Origin of the sequence: Eubacterium sp. CAG:156, assembly GCF_000434315.1 — a bacterium.
Lineage (GTDB): Bacteria > Bacillota > Clostridia > Lachnospirales > Lachnospiraceae > Eubacterium_U > Eubacterium_U album.
In genome coordinates, this window is the sequence record NZ_FR878187.1 from 67111 (window position 1) to 84155 (window position 17045).

17 protein-coding genes and 1 other annotated feature are annotated in these 17045 nt (G+C 32.9%); of the genes, 16 read left to right on the forward strand and 1 reads right to left on the reverse strand.

The window, feature by feature from the left end; all coding sequences use genetic code 11:
• Position 1: 1 nt before the first annotated feature.
• The 8 genes from ABMA45_RS09805 (at position 2) to ABMA45_RS09840 (ending at position 8229) form a co-directional block, all read left to right on the forward strand.
• Complete coding sequence (locus ABMA45_RS09805) at positions 2-1117, forward strand: sugar ABC transporter substrate-binding protein (protein ID WP_022089712.1); 1116 nt, start codon at positions 2-4, stop codon at positions 1115-1117.
• Positions 1118-1200: 83 nt separating this feature from the next.
• A complete protein-coding gene (locus ABMA45_RS09810) occupies positions 1201-2697 on the forward strand; it encodes a sugar ABC transporter ATP-binding protein (RefSeq protein WP_022089713.1) in 1497 nt (498 codons plus the stop codon).
• 1 nt (position 2698) lies between these two features.
• The gene (locus ABMA45_RS09815; protein WP_022089714.1) at positions 2699-3676 is read left to right on the forward strand and encodes an ABC transporter permease; all 978 of its coding nucleotides are present in this window, start codon (positions 2699-2701) and stop codon (positions 3674-3676) included.
• Positions 3677-3894: 218 nt separating this feature from the next.
• Positions 3895-4794, forward strand: coding sequence for a ribokinase (locus tag ABMA45_RS09820; RefSeq protein WP_022089715.1), 900 nt, complete (start codon positions 3895-3897; stop codon positions 4792-4794).
• Positions 4795-4950: 156 nt separating this feature from the next.
• A complete protein-coding gene (locus ABMA45_RS09825; RefSeq protein ID WP_022089716.1) occupies positions 4951-5691 on the forward strand; it encodes a DeoR/GlpR family DNA-binding transcription regulator in 741 nt (246 codons plus the stop codon).
• Between the two features lie 80 nt (positions 5692-5771).
• Positions 5772-6224: a ribose 5-phosphate isomerase B gene (rpiB, locus tag ABMA45_RS09830; protein ID WP_022089717.1), complete on the forward strand. Its 453-nt coding sequence runs from the start codon at positions 5772-5774 to the stop codon at positions 6222-6224.
• Between the two features lie 18 nt (positions 6225-6242).
• Positions 6243-6479 (forward strand): hypothetical protein, encoded by a 237-nt coding sequence (locus ABMA45_RS09835; protein ID WP_022089718.1) that lies wholly within the window; start codon positions 6243-6245, stop codon positions 6477-6479.
• Between the two features lie 118 nt (positions 6480-6597).
• Positions 6598-8229, forward strand: coding sequence for a Na+/H+ antiporter NhaC family protein (locus ABMA45_RS09840; protein ID WP_022089719.1), 1632 nt, complete (start codon positions 6598-6600; stop codon positions 8227-8229).
• A 131-nt stretch (positions 8230-8360) separates the two neighbouring features.
• Here ABMA45_RS09840 and ABMA45_RS09845 read toward each other — a convergent pair whose 3' ends face one another.
• Positions 8361-9197, reverse strand: coding sequence for a polysaccharide deacetylase family protein (locus tag ABMA45_RS09845; RefSeq protein WP_022089720.1), 837 nt, complete (start codon positions 9195-9197; stop codon positions 8361-8363).
• Between the two features lie 264 nt (positions 9198-9461).
• Between ABMA45_RS09845 and ABMA45_RS09850 the strand changes: the two genes are divergently transcribed.
• The 8 genes from ABMA45_RS09850 to ABMA45_RS09885 all read left to right on the forward strand — a co-directional run.
• Complete coding sequence (locus ABMA45_RS09850) at positions 9462-10169, forward strand: DUF3990 domain-containing protein (RefSeq protein WP_022089721.1); 708 nt, start codon at positions 9462-9464, stop codon at positions 10167-10169.
• The gene (locus ABMA45_RS09855) at positions 10144-10374 is read left to right on the forward strand and encodes a hypothetical protein (RefSeq protein ID WP_022089722.1); all 231 of its coding nucleotides are present in this window, start codon (positions 10144-10146) and stop codon (positions 10372-10374) included. Before ABMA45_RS09850 ends, ABMA45_RS09855 begins: the two co-directional genes overlap by 26 nt.
• Positions 10375-10986: 612 nt before the next feature.
• Positions 10987-11619: a peptidoglycan recognition protein family protein gene (locus tag ABMA45_RS09860; protein WP_022089723.1), complete on the forward strand. Its 633-nt coding sequence runs from the start codon at positions 10987-10989 to the stop codon at positions 11617-11619.
• A 90-nt stretch (positions 11620-11709) separates the two neighbouring features.
• Complete coding sequence (locus ABMA45_RS09865; protein WP_147339787.1) at positions 11710-11883, forward strand: M20 family metallopeptidase; 174 nt, start codon at positions 11710-11712, stop codon at positions 11881-11883.
• 147 nt (positions 11884-12030) lie between these two features.
• Positions 12031-13806, forward strand: a complete 1776-nt coding sequence (locus tag ABMA45_RS09870) for an Ig-like domain-containing protein (protein WP_022089724.1) — start codon at positions 12031-12033, stop codon at positions 13804-13806.
• 460 nt (positions 13807-14266) lie between these two features.
• Positions 14267-14851, forward strand: coding sequence for a manganese efflux pump MntP (locus tag ABMA45_RS09875; RefSeq protein WP_022089725.1), 585 nt, complete (start codon positions 14267-14269; stop codon positions 14849-14851).
• Positions 14852-14964: 113 nt separating this feature from the next.
• A complete protein-coding gene (locus tag ABMA45_RS09880) occupies positions 14965-15939 on the forward strand; it encodes a calcium/sodium antiporter (RefSeq protein WP_022089726.1) in 975 nt (324 codons plus the stop codon).
• A 196-nt stretch (positions 15940-16135) separates the two neighbouring features.
• Positions 16136-16372: a binding site (T-box leader), on the forward strand.
• 110 nt (positions 16373-16482) lie between these two features.
• Positions 16483-17045, forward strand: a 563-nt coding sequence (locus ABMA45_RS09885) for an amino acid--tRNA ligase-related protein (protein ID WP_348030267.1), incomplete at its 3' end; no start/stop codon positions are given.

A 17045-nucleotide genomic window follows, 5' to 3' on the forward strand; every position in this document is an offset into this window, starting at 1 on the left:
AATGAGAAAGAAAATTTTAGCAACAGCATTAGTTGCAACAATGGTATTTGGTTTAGTAGGATGTGGAAGCGGCTCAGGAGATGGTAGCCAGGCATCAAACAGTGGTTCAGGTTCTTCAGCAAAAACACAGACAGAAGAATTTAACCCGGACACAGTTGAAGATAGTATGACAATCGAAGAAATTCGTCAGAACTTAGGAGATGAAGTTAAGGTTAAAGGTGAACTTCAGTTAGGAGCTATCGCAAAATCATTCTCAAATGAATTTTGGCGTAACTTCAAGAATGGTTATGAAGCAGCAGAAAAATCACTTAAAGATGCAGGAGTTGATGTTAAAATCAAAGTAGACGGAACAACAGATGAAAGTGATGAAATCGGACAGCAGACAATGACAGATAACTTAGTTAACCAGGGATATAACGCATTAATGTTAAGCCCAATTTCAGATTCAAACTTAACATCATCAGTTGACAATGCTAAGACAAAGAAGATTCCTACAATCAACGTAAATGACGGTTTAATTTCAGCAGCAGATTATTTTGTAGGACCTGATGCTTACCAGAATGGTGAATTAGCAGCTGAATGGGTTTCAAAACAGCTTGGTGACAAAGGTGAAGTTGCTATCGTAGTAGGTATGGCAAAGGCATTTGCAGCTCGTGAAAGAACAGCAGGATTCAAAGGATGGATTAAGGACAATAACTCAGGACTTAAAGTAGTAGCAGAACAGAATGCTGACTGGGATAGACAGAAAGCAAAAGAATTAGCAAGCACATGGATTCAGCAGAACCCTGACTTAAAGGCAATCTTCTGTAACAACGATGATATGGCTTTAGGTGTTGTTGAAGCAGTAGAAGAAGCAAAAGCAGACATCTTAGTAGTAGGTGTTGACGGTATTGGCGAAGCTTATGATTCAATTAGAGAAGGTAAGTTAGATGCAACAGTTGACTCATTTGGATACTATATGTCACAGGTTGCTACAGAAGTAACATTACGTGTATTAGCAGGACAGGATATTCCAAGAGTAACACATACACCACAGGCTCTTATTGATTCAACAAACGTAGACAAAGACGCAGCTGAAATCATTGGATGGACAGATGCTAAATATGTAGCTGAATAGTAAAAAATAAAAAGGAACAGTTAGGTTTAGATAATGGGAGAAAGTGAGAACTTTCTCCCATCTATAAAGAAGGAGGAACTATTATGGCGAAGGCTGTTGAATTTGTTAATATTAACAAACGCTTTCCAGGAGTACACGTCCTTAAAGATATATCTTTTTCAGTAGAAGAAGGAGAAGTTCACGCACTATTAGGTGAAAATGGAGCAGGAAAATCAACTCTGCTTAATATTCTTCATGGTGTTTATCCGGAATATGAAGGTGAAGTAAGACTTCATGGAGAAAAAGTAAGCTTTAAAGACACAAATGATGCTATTGTAAATGGCAAAATATCTAAAGTTCATCAGGAAACACTTGTAGTAAAGGATCTTACAGTTGGTCAAAATGTAACAATGGGTTATGAACCTAAAAAAGGAATTTTTATAGATTTCAAAAAAATGAATAAAGAAGTAGATGAAATATTGGCAGAATTAAATTGTAACTTCAAATCATCTGATTTAGTTAGTACATTGACAGCAGGTGAAATGCAGATGTTAGCAATAGCAAGAGCGTTGTATCATCATTCAACGATTATTTCTCTTGATGAGCCAACAGCATCTATTACATTAAAAGAAACAGAAGCCCTTTTCGATGTAGTTAGAAAATTGAAAAAACAGGGTGTTACAATTCTTTATGTAAGCCATAGACTGGAAGAAATTTTCCAGATTTGCGACAGGGCTTCCATTCTTAGAGATGGTGAATACATTCAGACAATGGATATTGCAAACACAACAAGAGATGAACTTATACATGCAATGGTTGGTAGAAATGTATCAGCAGTTGCATCAAGACTTAAACCAAGTCCAAAAACTGATGAAGTTGTATTGAGTGTAGAACATTTAACAAATGAAAATTATAACGATGTTAGTTTTGAACTCCATAAAGGTGAAATTCTTGGTTTCTTTGGCCTGGTAGGTGCAGGAAGAACAGAAGTAATGAGAACCATTATAGGAGCAGATCAAAAAACATCCGGAAAGATTATCCTTAAAGGAAAAGAAATAAAGAATGGCTGGAATACTACAAAAGCGTTGAAGGCCGGAATAGGATTATTACCTGAAGATAGAAAAACACAAGGATTTATGAATCTTTCTAACAACTATGAAAATATAGCAATTTCAAGTTTGGAAAAATATATGAAAGGTCCGTTTACGGATGAAAAGAAGAAAATAGAAAATGCAGAACGCTTTTTTGAAGAAATGGATGTACATCCAAGAAGAGTTGATTACCTGACAAGTAATATGTCAGGTGGAAATCAGCAGAAAGTAATTTTAGCAAGATGGATGGCTACAGATGTAGATATAATCATATTTGATGAACCTACAAAAGGTGTAGACGTAGGTGCTAAAGCAGAAATTTACAGATTGATGGAAGAACTTGTTGAAGAAGGTAAGAGTATAATCGTAGTTTCTTCAGAGTTACCGGAAGCAATGGGTATTAGCGACAGAATCATCGTAATGAGTGAAGGAAACGTAACAGCTGAACTTACAAGTAAGGTTGATTTTGTAGAAGATTCAATTCTTGATTTGGCAATTGGAGGTAATTAGAATGAAAGGTATATGGAATAAATATAAACGTGAATTTGTAGTGTTAATAGCTACACTTGCAATGTGTGTAGTATTCACAGTGTTAAATAAAAATTTCTTAAATTACAGTAACTTTTTAACAGTTTTGCAACAGATGGTATTAAATGGTATACTTGCCGTAGGTATGATGTTTACAATCATTACCGGAGGTATCGATCTTTCAGTAGGATGTACATACGCAATCACAGGTATTGTAGTAGCTTCATGTACAGTTAACTATGGAATGAATCCATTTTTAGCTATTTTAGTAGGTATATTAATTGGAGCAGTTCTTGGAGCATTCAATGGTTTCCTTATTAATCAGTTAAAACTTCAGCCTTTCATTGCTACATTAGGTACAATGAGTTTATACAGAGGTATTGCTTACGTAGTAACAGGTGGTGTTCCTGTAACTAATGTCCCAACATCATACAGAGACATTTTCAATGGAATCGTGTTTGGTGGTGTAAGAAGCTACATCATCGTAATGGTAGTAGTATTCGTAATAGCCCACATTCTTTTATCAAAAATGAGAAGCGGAGATTACTTATATGCAGTAGGTGGAAATGAAGAAGCAGCTAAATTATCAGGTGTTAACGTAATTAAAACAAAGTATATTGCTTACATTTTCTGCGGAATATGTGCAGCAATAGCAGGTATGATTATGTTAGCAAGTTTAGGTTCAGCAGAAGCTACAGCAGGTCAGGCTTATGAAACAAATGCCATCGCAGCAGCAGCTATCGGTGGAACAAGAATGGCAGGTGGTAAAGGTACAGCACTTGGAACATTCATTGGAGCATTAATGCTTGCAGTATTAAAAGTAGGTATGGTAGTTATCAACGTTGACTCTTTCTGGCAGTTCGTTGTAACTGGTATTATAATCATTGTAGCTTCATACTTTGAATTTATTCAGCAGGATATTAAAGGATTTGTTGCACGTCATAAAAAAGCTGCAAACTAAATAATGGCATTATATTATGAACATTATAAGAAACTAAAATAAATATTTGATTTAAGAGGTGCAGGAATATTAATTTAAATATTTATGCACCTCTTGTTGTATAATTACATAATGTAAGTGTCAAAAGAATAAATGGCGATTGTGTTTGTGAAAATAATAAACTTGTATTTATTGACACTTAGCAATGTGAACGGAAAAATGTCAAAGGAGAAACATAAATGAAAGATAAGATTACAGTTATTGGTAGTCTGAACTATGATATTATTTTGAAAATATCAAGATTGCCATATAAAGGAGAAACATTGCCGGTAAATGAAGCTGCATACAGTGCGGGTGGAAAAGGCGCAAATCAGGCAGTTCAGGCAGCAAAGCTCCATACACCGACATATATGGTTGGATGTGTAGGAACAGATGCAGCGGCAGATTTTCTTGTAAGTACAGCGAAGCAGTATGGAGTAAACACAGATTATATAAGAAAAGTTCCGGGAAGCAGCGGAATGGGAATTATAAACGCAATTGATGACGGAAGTGTATTTGCTTGCATAGTAAGAGGTGCAAATTATGAAATAACAAAGCAGGATATAGACCATGCAATGCCAGCATTAAAAGAATCTAAAGTTTGTATTTTGCAAAATGAAATTCCTGTAGAAATGATTGAATATGCAATTGATAAAGCTAAGGAAGCCGGATGTATCGTAGTTTTAAATGCGGCTCCGGCGATAGAACTCAAAGATGAATATTTGGCGAAAACAGATATATTAGTTGTTAATGAAGTAGAAGCAGCTTTTTATTGCAAGACAGAAATTGATTCTCTTGATAAAGCAAAAGAAGAAATAAAGAAAACTGCTGAAAAATATGGAAACAATGTAATCTTTACATTAGGTAAGGATGGAGCGGTTGTATACGAAGATGGTAAAATAGAAGTAATTCCGGCAATGAAAGTAGATGCGGTAGAAACTACAGGTGCCGGAGATTCATATATTGGAGCAGTAAGTCATTCGATAGTTGAAGGAAAAGGATTAATAGAAGCTTGTAAATTTGCAACAAAGTGCAGCGCAATAACTGTATGCAGATATGGCGCACAGCCTTCAATGCCAACTTTAGAAGAAGTTGAATAGAAATGACAAAAAATGACAAAAAATGATTGAAAAGTTTTCCGCAAAAGTATAAACTATAAATAGGTATAATTTATCTAATAAAACCAAGAAGGAATAGGATATAGAAAGTATAAACTATAACTGTTTATTTATACTTTTCAATGTTAGGAGGCAGATATGATTCCATATGAAAGAAGGTTACAAATATTAGATTTACTGGAAAAAAGCGAAGTCGTATCTTTGGATGAGTTCTGCAAATCTTTAGGGGGCGTATCGGAGTCTACCGTTAGAAGAGATTTGAAGACTATGGAAAAAGAAGGAGAGATAACTTTACTCAGAGGTGGTGGTGCCTGTTTAAAGAGAGGAAGTTATGAAGTACCTGTAATTTCTAAATTTAGTAAAAATGTCGAAGAGAAAGAACGTATTGCAAAGTATGCGGCTGATTTAGTTAAAGACGGTGAATCAATTTATATTGATTCAGGAAGCACAGCTTTAATGATGATAAAATATTTGAGAGAAAAAAATATTACTGTTGTAACAACAAATGCAATGATTTATCAGGAGTTGCAGACCAATAATATTAAATGTATTGTTGCAGGAGGAGAGATTAATATAACAACTGCATCAATAATAGGAATTACAACAAATAATTTCCTTAAAAAATATTATTTTGATAAAGCATTTATTGGAATGTCCGGTTTCTCAGAAGGGGCAGGATTCAACACACCTGATTTACTTGAAGCTGAAAAGAAGCGTATAGTACATCATAATTCGACAAAATCATACGTTCTTGCAGACAGCACGAAATCAGGCAAAAATACATTATGCAAAGTTATGGAATTAGAGGAAGCAACAATAATTTGTGATAAGAAAACAAGTGTTGTTGAAGCAGGCAATAATTACATAATAGCAGAATAAACATAGTATTAAATTTGTTGCAAAAATTTTCACAAAAATAAAACATGTGAATACAAAAATAAATATTAGAGGTGTGAACTATGAAGATAGGAATTGGAAATGATCATGTTGCAGTAGACATGAAAAATGAAATTAAAGAATATCTTGAAAGCAAAGGATATGAAGTTGTAAACTTTGGAACAGATTCTAAGGAAAGATGCAATTATCCTGTTTATGGTGAGGCAGTAGCAAATGCTGTTGTAAGTGGAGAAGTAGACTGTGGTGTTTTAATCTGTGGAACAGGCGTAGGAATTTCACTTGCAGCTAATAAAGTTAATGGAATAAGAGCATGTGTATGTAGCGAACCATATAGTGCAAAATTATCGAAGCAGCATAATAATTCTAATATCATAGCATTTGGCGCAAGAGTAATTGGTGTTGAAACAGCCAAGATGATAGTAGATGAGTGGTTAAATGCTGAATATGAAGGCGGACGTCATCAGGTTAGAATTGATATGATTAAGGAAATTGAAGAAAAACAAAAACAAAAATAAAAAAGGAGATAGAGAGCTATGAAGGTAAAAAATATTTCAAATCCCGAAGAATTTTTAAAGGTTATTGACAGTTGTGAAGGCAAAGTAGAATTAATTACAGATGATGGAGACAGATTAAATTTAAAATCAAAATTATGCCAGTTAGTTTCATTATCAACAATTTTTTCGTCAGCAGCAAAAATACCTGAAATGGAAATTATTGCCCATGAATTGGAAGATTCTAAAAAGATAATGGATTATCTTATGCGTGGATAAATAAAAAAGTAACTTAATATTTAAAGGAATACTAATAAAGCCGATGCGAAAGCATCGGCTTTATGTTATAATGTGCGATATGGGTAATGAAATAAAAAAAGACAAGGAGAAGAGTTTTATGAAACGAAGAAACAAAGGTTTAATGTTGCTTGTTACATTGCTGTTGATAACATTATTTTCAACAACGGTATTTGCAGCAGATGAAGCAGAGTATGTTCCTAAATTATTTGGGACATTTTGGGCGTTGATACCGCCACTTGTGGCAATTGTACTTGCATTGATTACAAAGGAAGTTTATAGTTCATTGTTTATCGGAATTGTAATTGGTGGAGTACTATATGCGGGTGGTTCATTTGAAAAAACACTTACACATGTACTTAGTGATGGAATAGTTGGTTCACTTTCAGATTCTTATAATGTTGGTATTTTAGTATTCTTAGTTGTTCTTGGAACAATAGTTGCATTGATGAATAAGGCAGGAGGATCAGCAGCGTTTGGAGAATGGGCTTCTAAGCACATTAAGACAAGAGTAGGAGCACAGCTTGCAACTATAGCACTTGGTTGTTTGATTTTTGTAGATGACTATTTTAACTGTCTTACAGTAGGTAGTGTTATGAGACCTGTAACAGACAGACATAATGTATCAAGAGCTAAGCTTGCATATTTAATAGATGCTACGGCAGCTCCCGTATGTATTATTGCACCGATTTCTTCATGGGCAGCAGCAGTTACAGGATTTGTAAAAGGTGAGGACGGATTTGTAGTATTTATAAAATCAATACCATATAACTATTATGCTTTATTGACGATTGTTATGATGATTACAATTGTTGTAATGAAAGTAGATTTTGGCTCAATGGCAAAGCATGAAGCAAATGCAGCTAAAGGCGATTTGTTTACAACAGGTAAAAAAATATATGAAGAAATTGATAATGAAGGAAAAGAGAAAAAAGGTAAAGTATGTGACCTTGTAGTTCCTGTAATTACACTTATTATATGCTGTATTATTGGCATGATTTATACGGGAGGATTTTTCTCAGGTACAGATTTTGTGACAGCATTTTCAAATAGTGATGCATCAGTTGGTTTAGCATTAGGTAGTATATTTGCACTTGTTATTACATTAGTATTTTATGTTGTACGAAGAATATTACCGTTTAATGAGTGTATGGATTGCCTTCCGGAAGGATTTAAGGCAATGGTTCCTGCAATTCTTATTTTAACATTTGCATGGACATTAAAGAACATGACAAGTAGTTTAGGAGCAGCAGAATTTGTTGAAGTAATAATGAAGAATAGTGCTGAAGGTTTTGCAATATTCCTTCCTGCGGTTATATTTGTAGTAGGATGTGGACTTGCATTTGCAACAGGTACATCATGGGGAACATTTGGTATCCTAATTCCTATTGTTGTACAGGCATTCCAGAAAACTGATCCTGCAATGATGATTATTGCCATATCTGCATGTATGGCAGGAGCTGTTTGCGGAGACCATTGTTCTCCAATTTCAGATACAACAATTATGTCATCGGCAGGAGCACAATGCGAACATACAAATCATGTATCTACACAGATTCCATATGCAGTAACAGTTGCTGTAGTTTCATTTATAACATACATAATTTCAGGAGCATTGCAGAAAGCAGCAGGAATTGGATGGGCTGCACTTCCTATCGGAATTATTCTTATGATTGGAACTATTGTAGGAATTAAAGTTTTAGGCTCGGGAAAAGAAGTAGTTAATGACTAGTATTACAAATAAAAAACAGCATAAAATATAATTGAAAACAGTATGAAATATAATTAAAAAACAGTATGAAATATGATTAAAAAATCAAAAGATAATCAAAAGAAAAATGAATTCATTTAAAGAAACAGTGGCTAATTTATCATAGTCACTGTTTCTTTTGTAGTTGAAGTCTGTTGTTCATTTTTTATCTGTTTTCCTTCTGAATTTATATGATAATTGTCAGTATAAATAAGCTGTGAAACGGGAACAATTTCATATCCTTTATTCTTTAACCCTTCAATAATTTTAGGAAGAGCCTGAGCAGTATATTTTGCTCCGTTATGCATTAGAATAATTGCACCGGCCTTTAATTCCTTATTGTTAAGAACTTCATTTACAATTGCATCAACACCATAGTTTTTCCAATCTAAAGAATCTACAGACCATTGAATTGAGAAATAACCACATTCCCTAGCTTTAACAATTACATGATTATCATAATCGCCGTAGGGTGGCCTAAACAAATTCATTTGATAGGAAGTTAGTTTCTTAACATCTTCTGTTACAGGATCAAGTTCATTGCATATTTCTTCGTTTGACAGTGAACTCATATTTTTATGATTAGCACTATGATTTCCTAAATCGTGCCCCTGTTCATAAATTGCTTTTACATCATTAGGATATTGTTTAACCCATCCGCCTGTCATAAAAAAGGTTGATTTGACATTGTTTTCTTTTAAAATATTTAATATTTTTTGAGTGTCTTCATTTCCCCATGCTGCATCAAAGGTTATGGAAATCTGAGGTTTATTGGTATTTACACAATAAATTGGAAGCTCTTTTGCAGCAGATGAAACAGGAAGAGAATTAAATGTTTCTTTATAAGAAAATCCCTGAAAATAATATGTAACAACAATCGCAAATGCAATAAAGAAAAGCCAGGAAATACTCCTTTTTGTCATACTAAGATATTCAGAATTTTTAGACATTATAGCCTCCCCGTGTTTTATTATAAAATCTATGCTAAAGGCGATTAAAATATGAATGATATCGAAAAGAGTTCTGGAGAGTTTTAGAAAAAAATGAATTAATCGTAAGAGCTTGTTTTACTATTTTATTGAATGTCTGTTATAATTACTTTATAGAGATCTAATTAGGTATTGAACAATTTATAGTGTAAAATGGATATTGAACACATAGGAACTAATCGGATATAATAAATACAATTATTAGTAAAAAGAAGGAGATGTATTATGAGTATTCAATCAGATGTAGAAATGTTATCTGTACAGACGGTAGAAATTTATGCAAAAAAGAATAATATATCTACAAGTGAAACTTATGAGTTGTTTTATAACCATCAAGTGTTTGAGAAAATAATGCTTCAACATGAGTATTTACATCAGGTTAGCATTGATGAGGTTATGGAATATGTAAATAAGGTAATAGAAGATGATTCACACCGATTAATTGTTTTTCATGGTACGACAAAATTATTTGACAAAATAGATTTAACAAAATCGCATAATCGTAGAGATTTTGGAAAGGGATTTTATACAACAATTCTTGAAAAACAGGCTAAAGAATGGGCGTATAGATTAAGCTTAAGAGAAGAAACTAAGTTTTATTATGTATATCAATTTATATTCAGTGAATCTGATTGTCTTAAAATTAAAAGATTTGATTCATTAAACGAAGAATGGTTAGAATTTATTAAAGAAAACAGAGCCAAAGGTGGTATACAGCATAGATATGATGTGGTTATAGGACCGGTGGCTGATGATAATACTATGGAAACGGTACAACTGTATATTGCAGGTGTATTAAAAGCAAATGAAGCGGTAGAGAGGCTTAGATATAGTCAGGTAAATAATCAGGTATCTTTTCATAATGAAAAGGCTTTAAAGCATTTGAAATTTGTAAGGAGAGAAAAATATGATGGAAACAATATATACTTTTAATGGCAAAGATATTACGATGAATATATGTGTTCAGATAAGAGCAGTAGTAGATATTATCCAGAAAGAATTAAATATTCCCTTTGTAGAAGCAATAGGTTTGTTTTATAATTCACAAACTTATAAAATACTACAGAATACAGAAACTGCTCTTTGGGCAGAATCACCGGAATATATTGCAGACCAGTATTTTGCAGAAAGTAAGTGAAAAGAATAAAAAGCAATAATAGTTTTGTAAGAAATGGAGCTGTCACACTAAGTAATTAGTACGCAGCTCCATTTTACCGTTACATCAGAATACATGAAAAGTTAAAGAAACCTATGTTTTATTATAAAATCTATGCTTTATTATAAAATCTATGCTAAAGGCGATTAAAATATGAATGATATCGAAAAGAGTTTTGTAGAGTTTTAGAGAAAAAATGAATTAATCGTAAGAGCCTGTTTTACTATTTTAGTAAAGAGATGTTAAATATAGGGCAGGATACACGAGTTTGTTAAAGTCTAAAGCACTTCAAAAGCCCTATAAATTAAAAAAATTGTTAAATATAGGGCAAGATACACTGGTTCGCCAAAGTCCAAAGCACTTCAATATCTTAACAAAAATCAAGTTTTAACTTTCATTCACGCAGTAAGTATGAAATTTTTATGTAGCCATTGATATGAGAATTGACTTAAAGCTTTTGCAAAGTAAAAGACGTATATGATTACAAATTTATAGATTATAGAGTATAATAAGCGATGAGTAAAATAGTTGAAGAAATAATACTAATAATTTAAGAGCATGTCAGATAAAATGAAATAATAAAGGATTAAACAAATGAGATACATGAGAAAATCAAAACGCAGAAAAGAAAGAATGAAGAAAATCGGAATACTATTAATAGTTGCATTAGTGGCTATGGTTGCATGGAAGGCAAGTGAAATTTATTATGGCAAAATAAATTTGAGCAAGTTAGAAAATATGGAAAGACCGGATTGGATAGATGTCCAGATTATAGATGTGGATGGAGCATCAAGAAGTGGAGAAAAACTTGACAGCGTTAAAGATATAGTTATTCACTATGTTGGAAATCCGGGAAGTACAGCACAGCAAAACCATGATTTTTATGCAGGAGACCAGTCAAATGTAAGTTCTCATTTTGTGGTTGGATTAGATGGCGAAGTAATTCAATGTATCCCGTTAGATGAAATGTCAGCAGCAAGCAATTGGAGAAATAATGACACTATATCAATAGAGGTATGTCATGCGGATAAATCAGGAAAATTTAATAAAAAGACATATAAATCTTTGGTAAAACTTACTGCATGGCTAGAAATGGCATGTGGGTTAAATGAAGACCATGTAATTAGACATTATGATATAACAGGAAAAGAATGCCCAAGATACTATGTTAAACATGAAGATGCGTGGAAAAAATTTAAAAAAGATGTAAAGAAATACAGAAAATAATCTGAAAAAACCATAAGAAAATGCTCACGTGAAAATAACAAAAAAGAAAAAGTTATACGAATATAATCACTGAAAAGAAGCGAAGCGGATTTGGCATGTCAGGAAGAAAAAATAAAAGAAAATTTGCCTAAAGTGGCTATTATATGTGAATATGATGCAATGCCTGAAATTGGACATGGTTGTGGGCATTCGGCAAGTTGTGCAGCAGGAATTATATGTGCACTTGCAATTAAAGAAGAACATAGTGAGTATAGAAACCGATAATTGAGATTTTTTATACATATGTCCTTAAAAAAGGCAAAATTGGGGCAAATTCTTAATTTTACTAATTTTCCCTTTAAGAAATAAAAAAATGTATTATAATATGTTAGGTGTGTAAAACACAAAAATATATGAATAAGGAAGAAAAGTATGGGAAATCAAGTTAAAAAAATGGGAAAAGCATTAATGCTTATTCTTGCAATGGTGGTATGCTTTAACATTGGTGTTATGGCTCAGGAAATAGAGGCAACAACGGCACCGGACAATGTAAAAGAAGTAGAGACAACAAAGCCCTCAGGAGAAACAGAAACGACAAAACCTGCAGGTGAAGTTGAAACAACAACTAAAGCAAATGAGACAGAGACAACAAAGCCTTCAGGAGAAACAGAAACAACAACTCCTAGTGGAAACAATAATGGAACAAATACAACACAGCCAAATGTAAGAATTTTATTTGTTGGTAACAGTTCAACTTATTATAATGATATGCCACAGATGGTAAAAGGACTTGCAGTAGCTGATGGAATGAATGTAACAATTCAGGCGCTTACAGCAGCAAATTATAAACTTTATCAGTTCGCTAATGAAAAGGATACATATGGTTCTCAGCTTATAAGTGCATTAAAAAATTATAAGTGGGATTATGTAATTCTTCAGGACCACAGAGAAATGATTATCACAGATATTGCAAAAACTCAGACAGCAATTGAAACATTGAAACCATTAATTCAGAGTTCAGGTGCAAAGATGCTTCTTTATGATACACAAGCGGATTATATTGGAAGAAGTTTTACTGCAACAGGATATAGTTACTATTTATCACATAATGAAATACAGCATTATATGATAAAGGGTTATTACATGATGGGAAATAAGTATGGTGCACAGGTTATTTCATCAGGAGTTAATTTTGAAAGATGCTTAAAACAGTTCCCTGATATAAAATTATACAATGCGGATAACATACATCCTACACCTACAGGAAGTTATTTGGCAGCGTGTACAATTTATGGAACAATATTTAATACAACTGCATTAGAAAATAAGTATTTACCTGAAAGTGAATACGATTCTAATGGACTTCTTAAGAAAGTTACTAAAGAAGCTGCTTTAAAAATGCAGGCTATAGCAGACCCAAGACTGACAATTGATACTTCATATGTAGAGGTAAATAAAGGCTTTAATTCAAAAGTAACAGCAACATTGATTGCAAATGAAAAGAATGAAATTTTGAAAGATTATAAAAATGAAATTCAGTATTCAAGTTCAAACGATACAGCTATTTCAGTAAACAAATATACCGGAAGTTACAATGCAATTGGCGTTGGAGATTCAATGATAATGGCAACAACAGACAGTGGATTGATTACAATGTGTACAATAAGTGTAAAGCAGCCTTCGACATCATTTGCAATTAACGAAACAGGAATAGCCAAATTATATAAGGGCGATACTATTCAGTACACAACAAAGATAGCACCAAGTGATACAACAGATACAGTTAAATGGACAAGTAATAACACATCTGTAGCAACTGTAAGTGATACAGGTCTTGTTACAGCAAAGAAAGTAGGAACTGCAAAAATAACAGCAACTACAACAAGTGGTATTAAGGCAGTACGTTACATAAGAGTAAAACTTATTAAACCTAAAAATGTAAAAGTTAAAAAGCTTTCAACAAAAGCAAAAGGAAGCAGATATGCAAATATAAGAATTACATGGACAAAGAATACTAATGCAGTTAAATATTATGTATATCGTTCATCAGGTTCAGGATACAAAAAAATTGCTACAACTAAAAAGCCGAAATACACAGACAAAAATAAGAAAAAAGGTGTTAAATACTATTACAAAGTTAGAGCGGTTTATTCAAATACAAAATGTAATAGCACATTATCGGAAACAAAATCAATTTCTTTAAAATAAAATGATTTAAAATCGATTTATTAGAAAGAAAACGGAGTTGACATTTCAGTATTATTTCAATATAATTACACAAGAATTTAATAGTCCGTGAGGGAGTAGTTCGCGTGAAAACGTGATTTGTCAACAATCCCGATAGCGTAGCTATCTGGCAAATATTAAAGAATGAGACTTATGGTTTTGAAGATACCAATATTGGTATCTTCAAAATTGTGAGTCTTTTTTATATTTGTGATGTTAAATCAGATAAGATTAAATAGGCTCCAGGTAAGATAAAATGAATATTTATGAATTCATTTAGATGTTAGATTATAAAATATAAATCTTTTGTCTTAGATAAATGATATTGATATTTCAATAATTTACATGGGAAATAAATTATTGAATATAAATACAAGAGATATACTATGAACAAAGCGGATATTAAATCTAATTCTATTATACAAAATGGCAGGAGATAAAAATGGAATATTTAGTTGAATTCTTATTGTTAGGAGTTGGACTTGCAATGGATGCGTTTGCAGTGTCTATTTGCAAAGGATTAGCTATGCGCAAAGTCAATAAAAAACAGGCAGTTATCATAGCGCTGTTTTTTGGTGGCTTTCAGGCAATTATGCCGGTTATCGGATGGCTTTTATGCAAAGGTTTTCAAACTTATATAGAAGCTTTTGATCATTGGATAGCTTTTGCATTATTAGCATTTATCGGAGTAAAGATGATTATCGAAACCTTGAGGGAAAAGGAAGACGATGTAGTTATTGAAGAAATGGATCCGCCACTTGATATGAAAGAAATGCTTATGCTTGCAATTGCAACAAGCATAGATGCTTTGGCAGTTGGTATATCTTTAGCAGCTCTTGACAGACCAATAGTGGAATCAGCAGCCATTATCGGTGTGGTTACATTCGTTATATCTATTATTGGTGTTTATATTGGAAAATTTTTTGGAAACAGATACAAAAAAAGAGCAGAACTTACAGGTGGAATTATTTTAGTATTGATAGGTGTAAAAATTCTGTGTGAACACATGGGATGGATAGCATTTTAAATTCTGTAATGAAAATAAATAAAATGAATGAAATTCATTTTTTATAAATGTTCTCAACAAATAGCCGCCGACCGGAGGGAGGGGCAGTACATCTTTTTATGGAGGAAAAAGATATGATAAAAACAATAATAACAGCATTAGTACTTTTGGTAGTTGGATTTATATTGCTGGTTAAAGGAGCAGATTTTTTTGTAGAAGGAAGTGCAAGCGTTGCGAAAAAATTAAAGATTCCATCACTTGTAATTGGTATGACAATTGTGGCAATGGGAACCAGTTTGCCTGAGTGCTCAGTAAGTATCATTGCTTCATTAAACGGAAGTAATTCTTTATCAATCAGCAATGCAGTTGGTTCAAATATATTTAATCTTATGGTTGTGTGTGGAATTTGTACTTTATTTATTCCGCTTGAAGTAGCTAAAGATACAATAAAAAGAGATTTTCCATTTTCAATAGCATGTACACTCCTTTTATTATTTACAGGTTATACATCAATGACATTGGGAAGAACAGAGGGAATAGTATTTTTAGTTTGCTTTGCATTTTTTATTCTTATAATGGTTAAAAGTGCAATGAAATCAAGAAAGATTTCAAATGAGGCAATGCAGGAAATTGATGAAGAACTTGAAGAAATATCAGAGGATTTGTCAGGAATAAAATGTTTGTTGTATATAGTTGGAGGAGCTATTGCAATAAAATTTGGTGGTGATTTTGTTGTAAATGGTGCTACTTCTATAGCAAGAACAGCAGGAGTGACAGAAACCGTTATAGGACTTACTATCGTAGCACTTGGAACCAGCCTTCCTGAACTTGTAACATCAATTGTGGCAGCTAGAAAGAAAGAAGTTGATATGGCTGTTGGTAATGTAATAGGTTCGAATATATTTAATATTTTGATGGTACTGGGAATTGCAGCAACAATAAGTCCGATTACATTTTTAACAGAAAACATAATAGACATTATGGTATTAGTAGTATTTAGTGGTCTTGTATGGGCATTTGCATGGACAAAGAAGCAACTTGATAAAAAAGAAGGAATAATAATGTTAGTTCTTTATGCTATTTATACAGTTTATATTATTATGAGATAAAAGAAGTTCCACATTTAGAATCGAATGATCACGAGATGATTACGGAAGTGTAAGACTAAAATCCACTTTGCCCCACACTTCAAAGTGAAAATAAACTTTTAATTTCACAAATGATTACGGAATATTAAGTTTAGTTTGACAATAAAAAAAGAGTGGTTTATAATCACATTAATTAGGTGCATTTGCACAATATATCAGTAAGGCTATGACGAAGAGAAGTAACATAGATTATCGCTTCCAGAGAGCGGATGATGGTGAGATGTCCGCAGAATGAATTTATGTGAATAACACTTTCGAGCTTCAATCCGAAAGCAATGGCAAGTAGGTGCGACGTGGTTGTACGACACACAACAGGGTTTATCCCATGAGTGGCTGCAATGCAGCAAATCAGGTGGTACCGCGGAATAAGTTAGATTAACTGTCCGTCCTGAACTGTAGTAGTTTAGGATGGGCTTTTTTTGTTTGAATTTGCTATAAAATTTGAACAATATAGTTTAATTGTTTTCCTAAACAATATATAAAAATATGAAGGAGACTAACAGAATGGATACAAACACAAATAACATTTATCGTGATGTTACAATGGACAACATATCTGAAGCAAATGTTGGACAGACAATGAAGATTTGCGGATGGGTTGAAAACATCCGTGACCATGGTGGTGTTTCATTTATCGATTTAAGAGACATGTATGGTCAGATGCAGGTAGTAATGAGAGATACTTCATTACTTGATGGAATTAATAAGGAAGATTGTATTTCTGTAGAAGGACCAATTCAGCATAGAGATGAAGAAACATACAATGATAAGATTGCAACAGGAACAATCGAATTAGAAGCAAAGAAAGTAACAGTTTTAGGAAAAGTTTACAGACAGCTTCCATTTGAAATAATGACATCAAAGGAAACAAGAGAAGATGTTAGATTAAAATATCGTTATCTTGATTTGAGAAATAAGAAAGTAAAGGATAACATGATTTTCAGATCAAAGGTTATTTCTTTCTTAAGAGAAAAGATGACAGAGATGGGATTCTTAGAAATTCAGACACCAATTCTTTGTGCATCATCTCCTGAAGGCGCAAGAGATTACATTGTACCTTCAAGAAA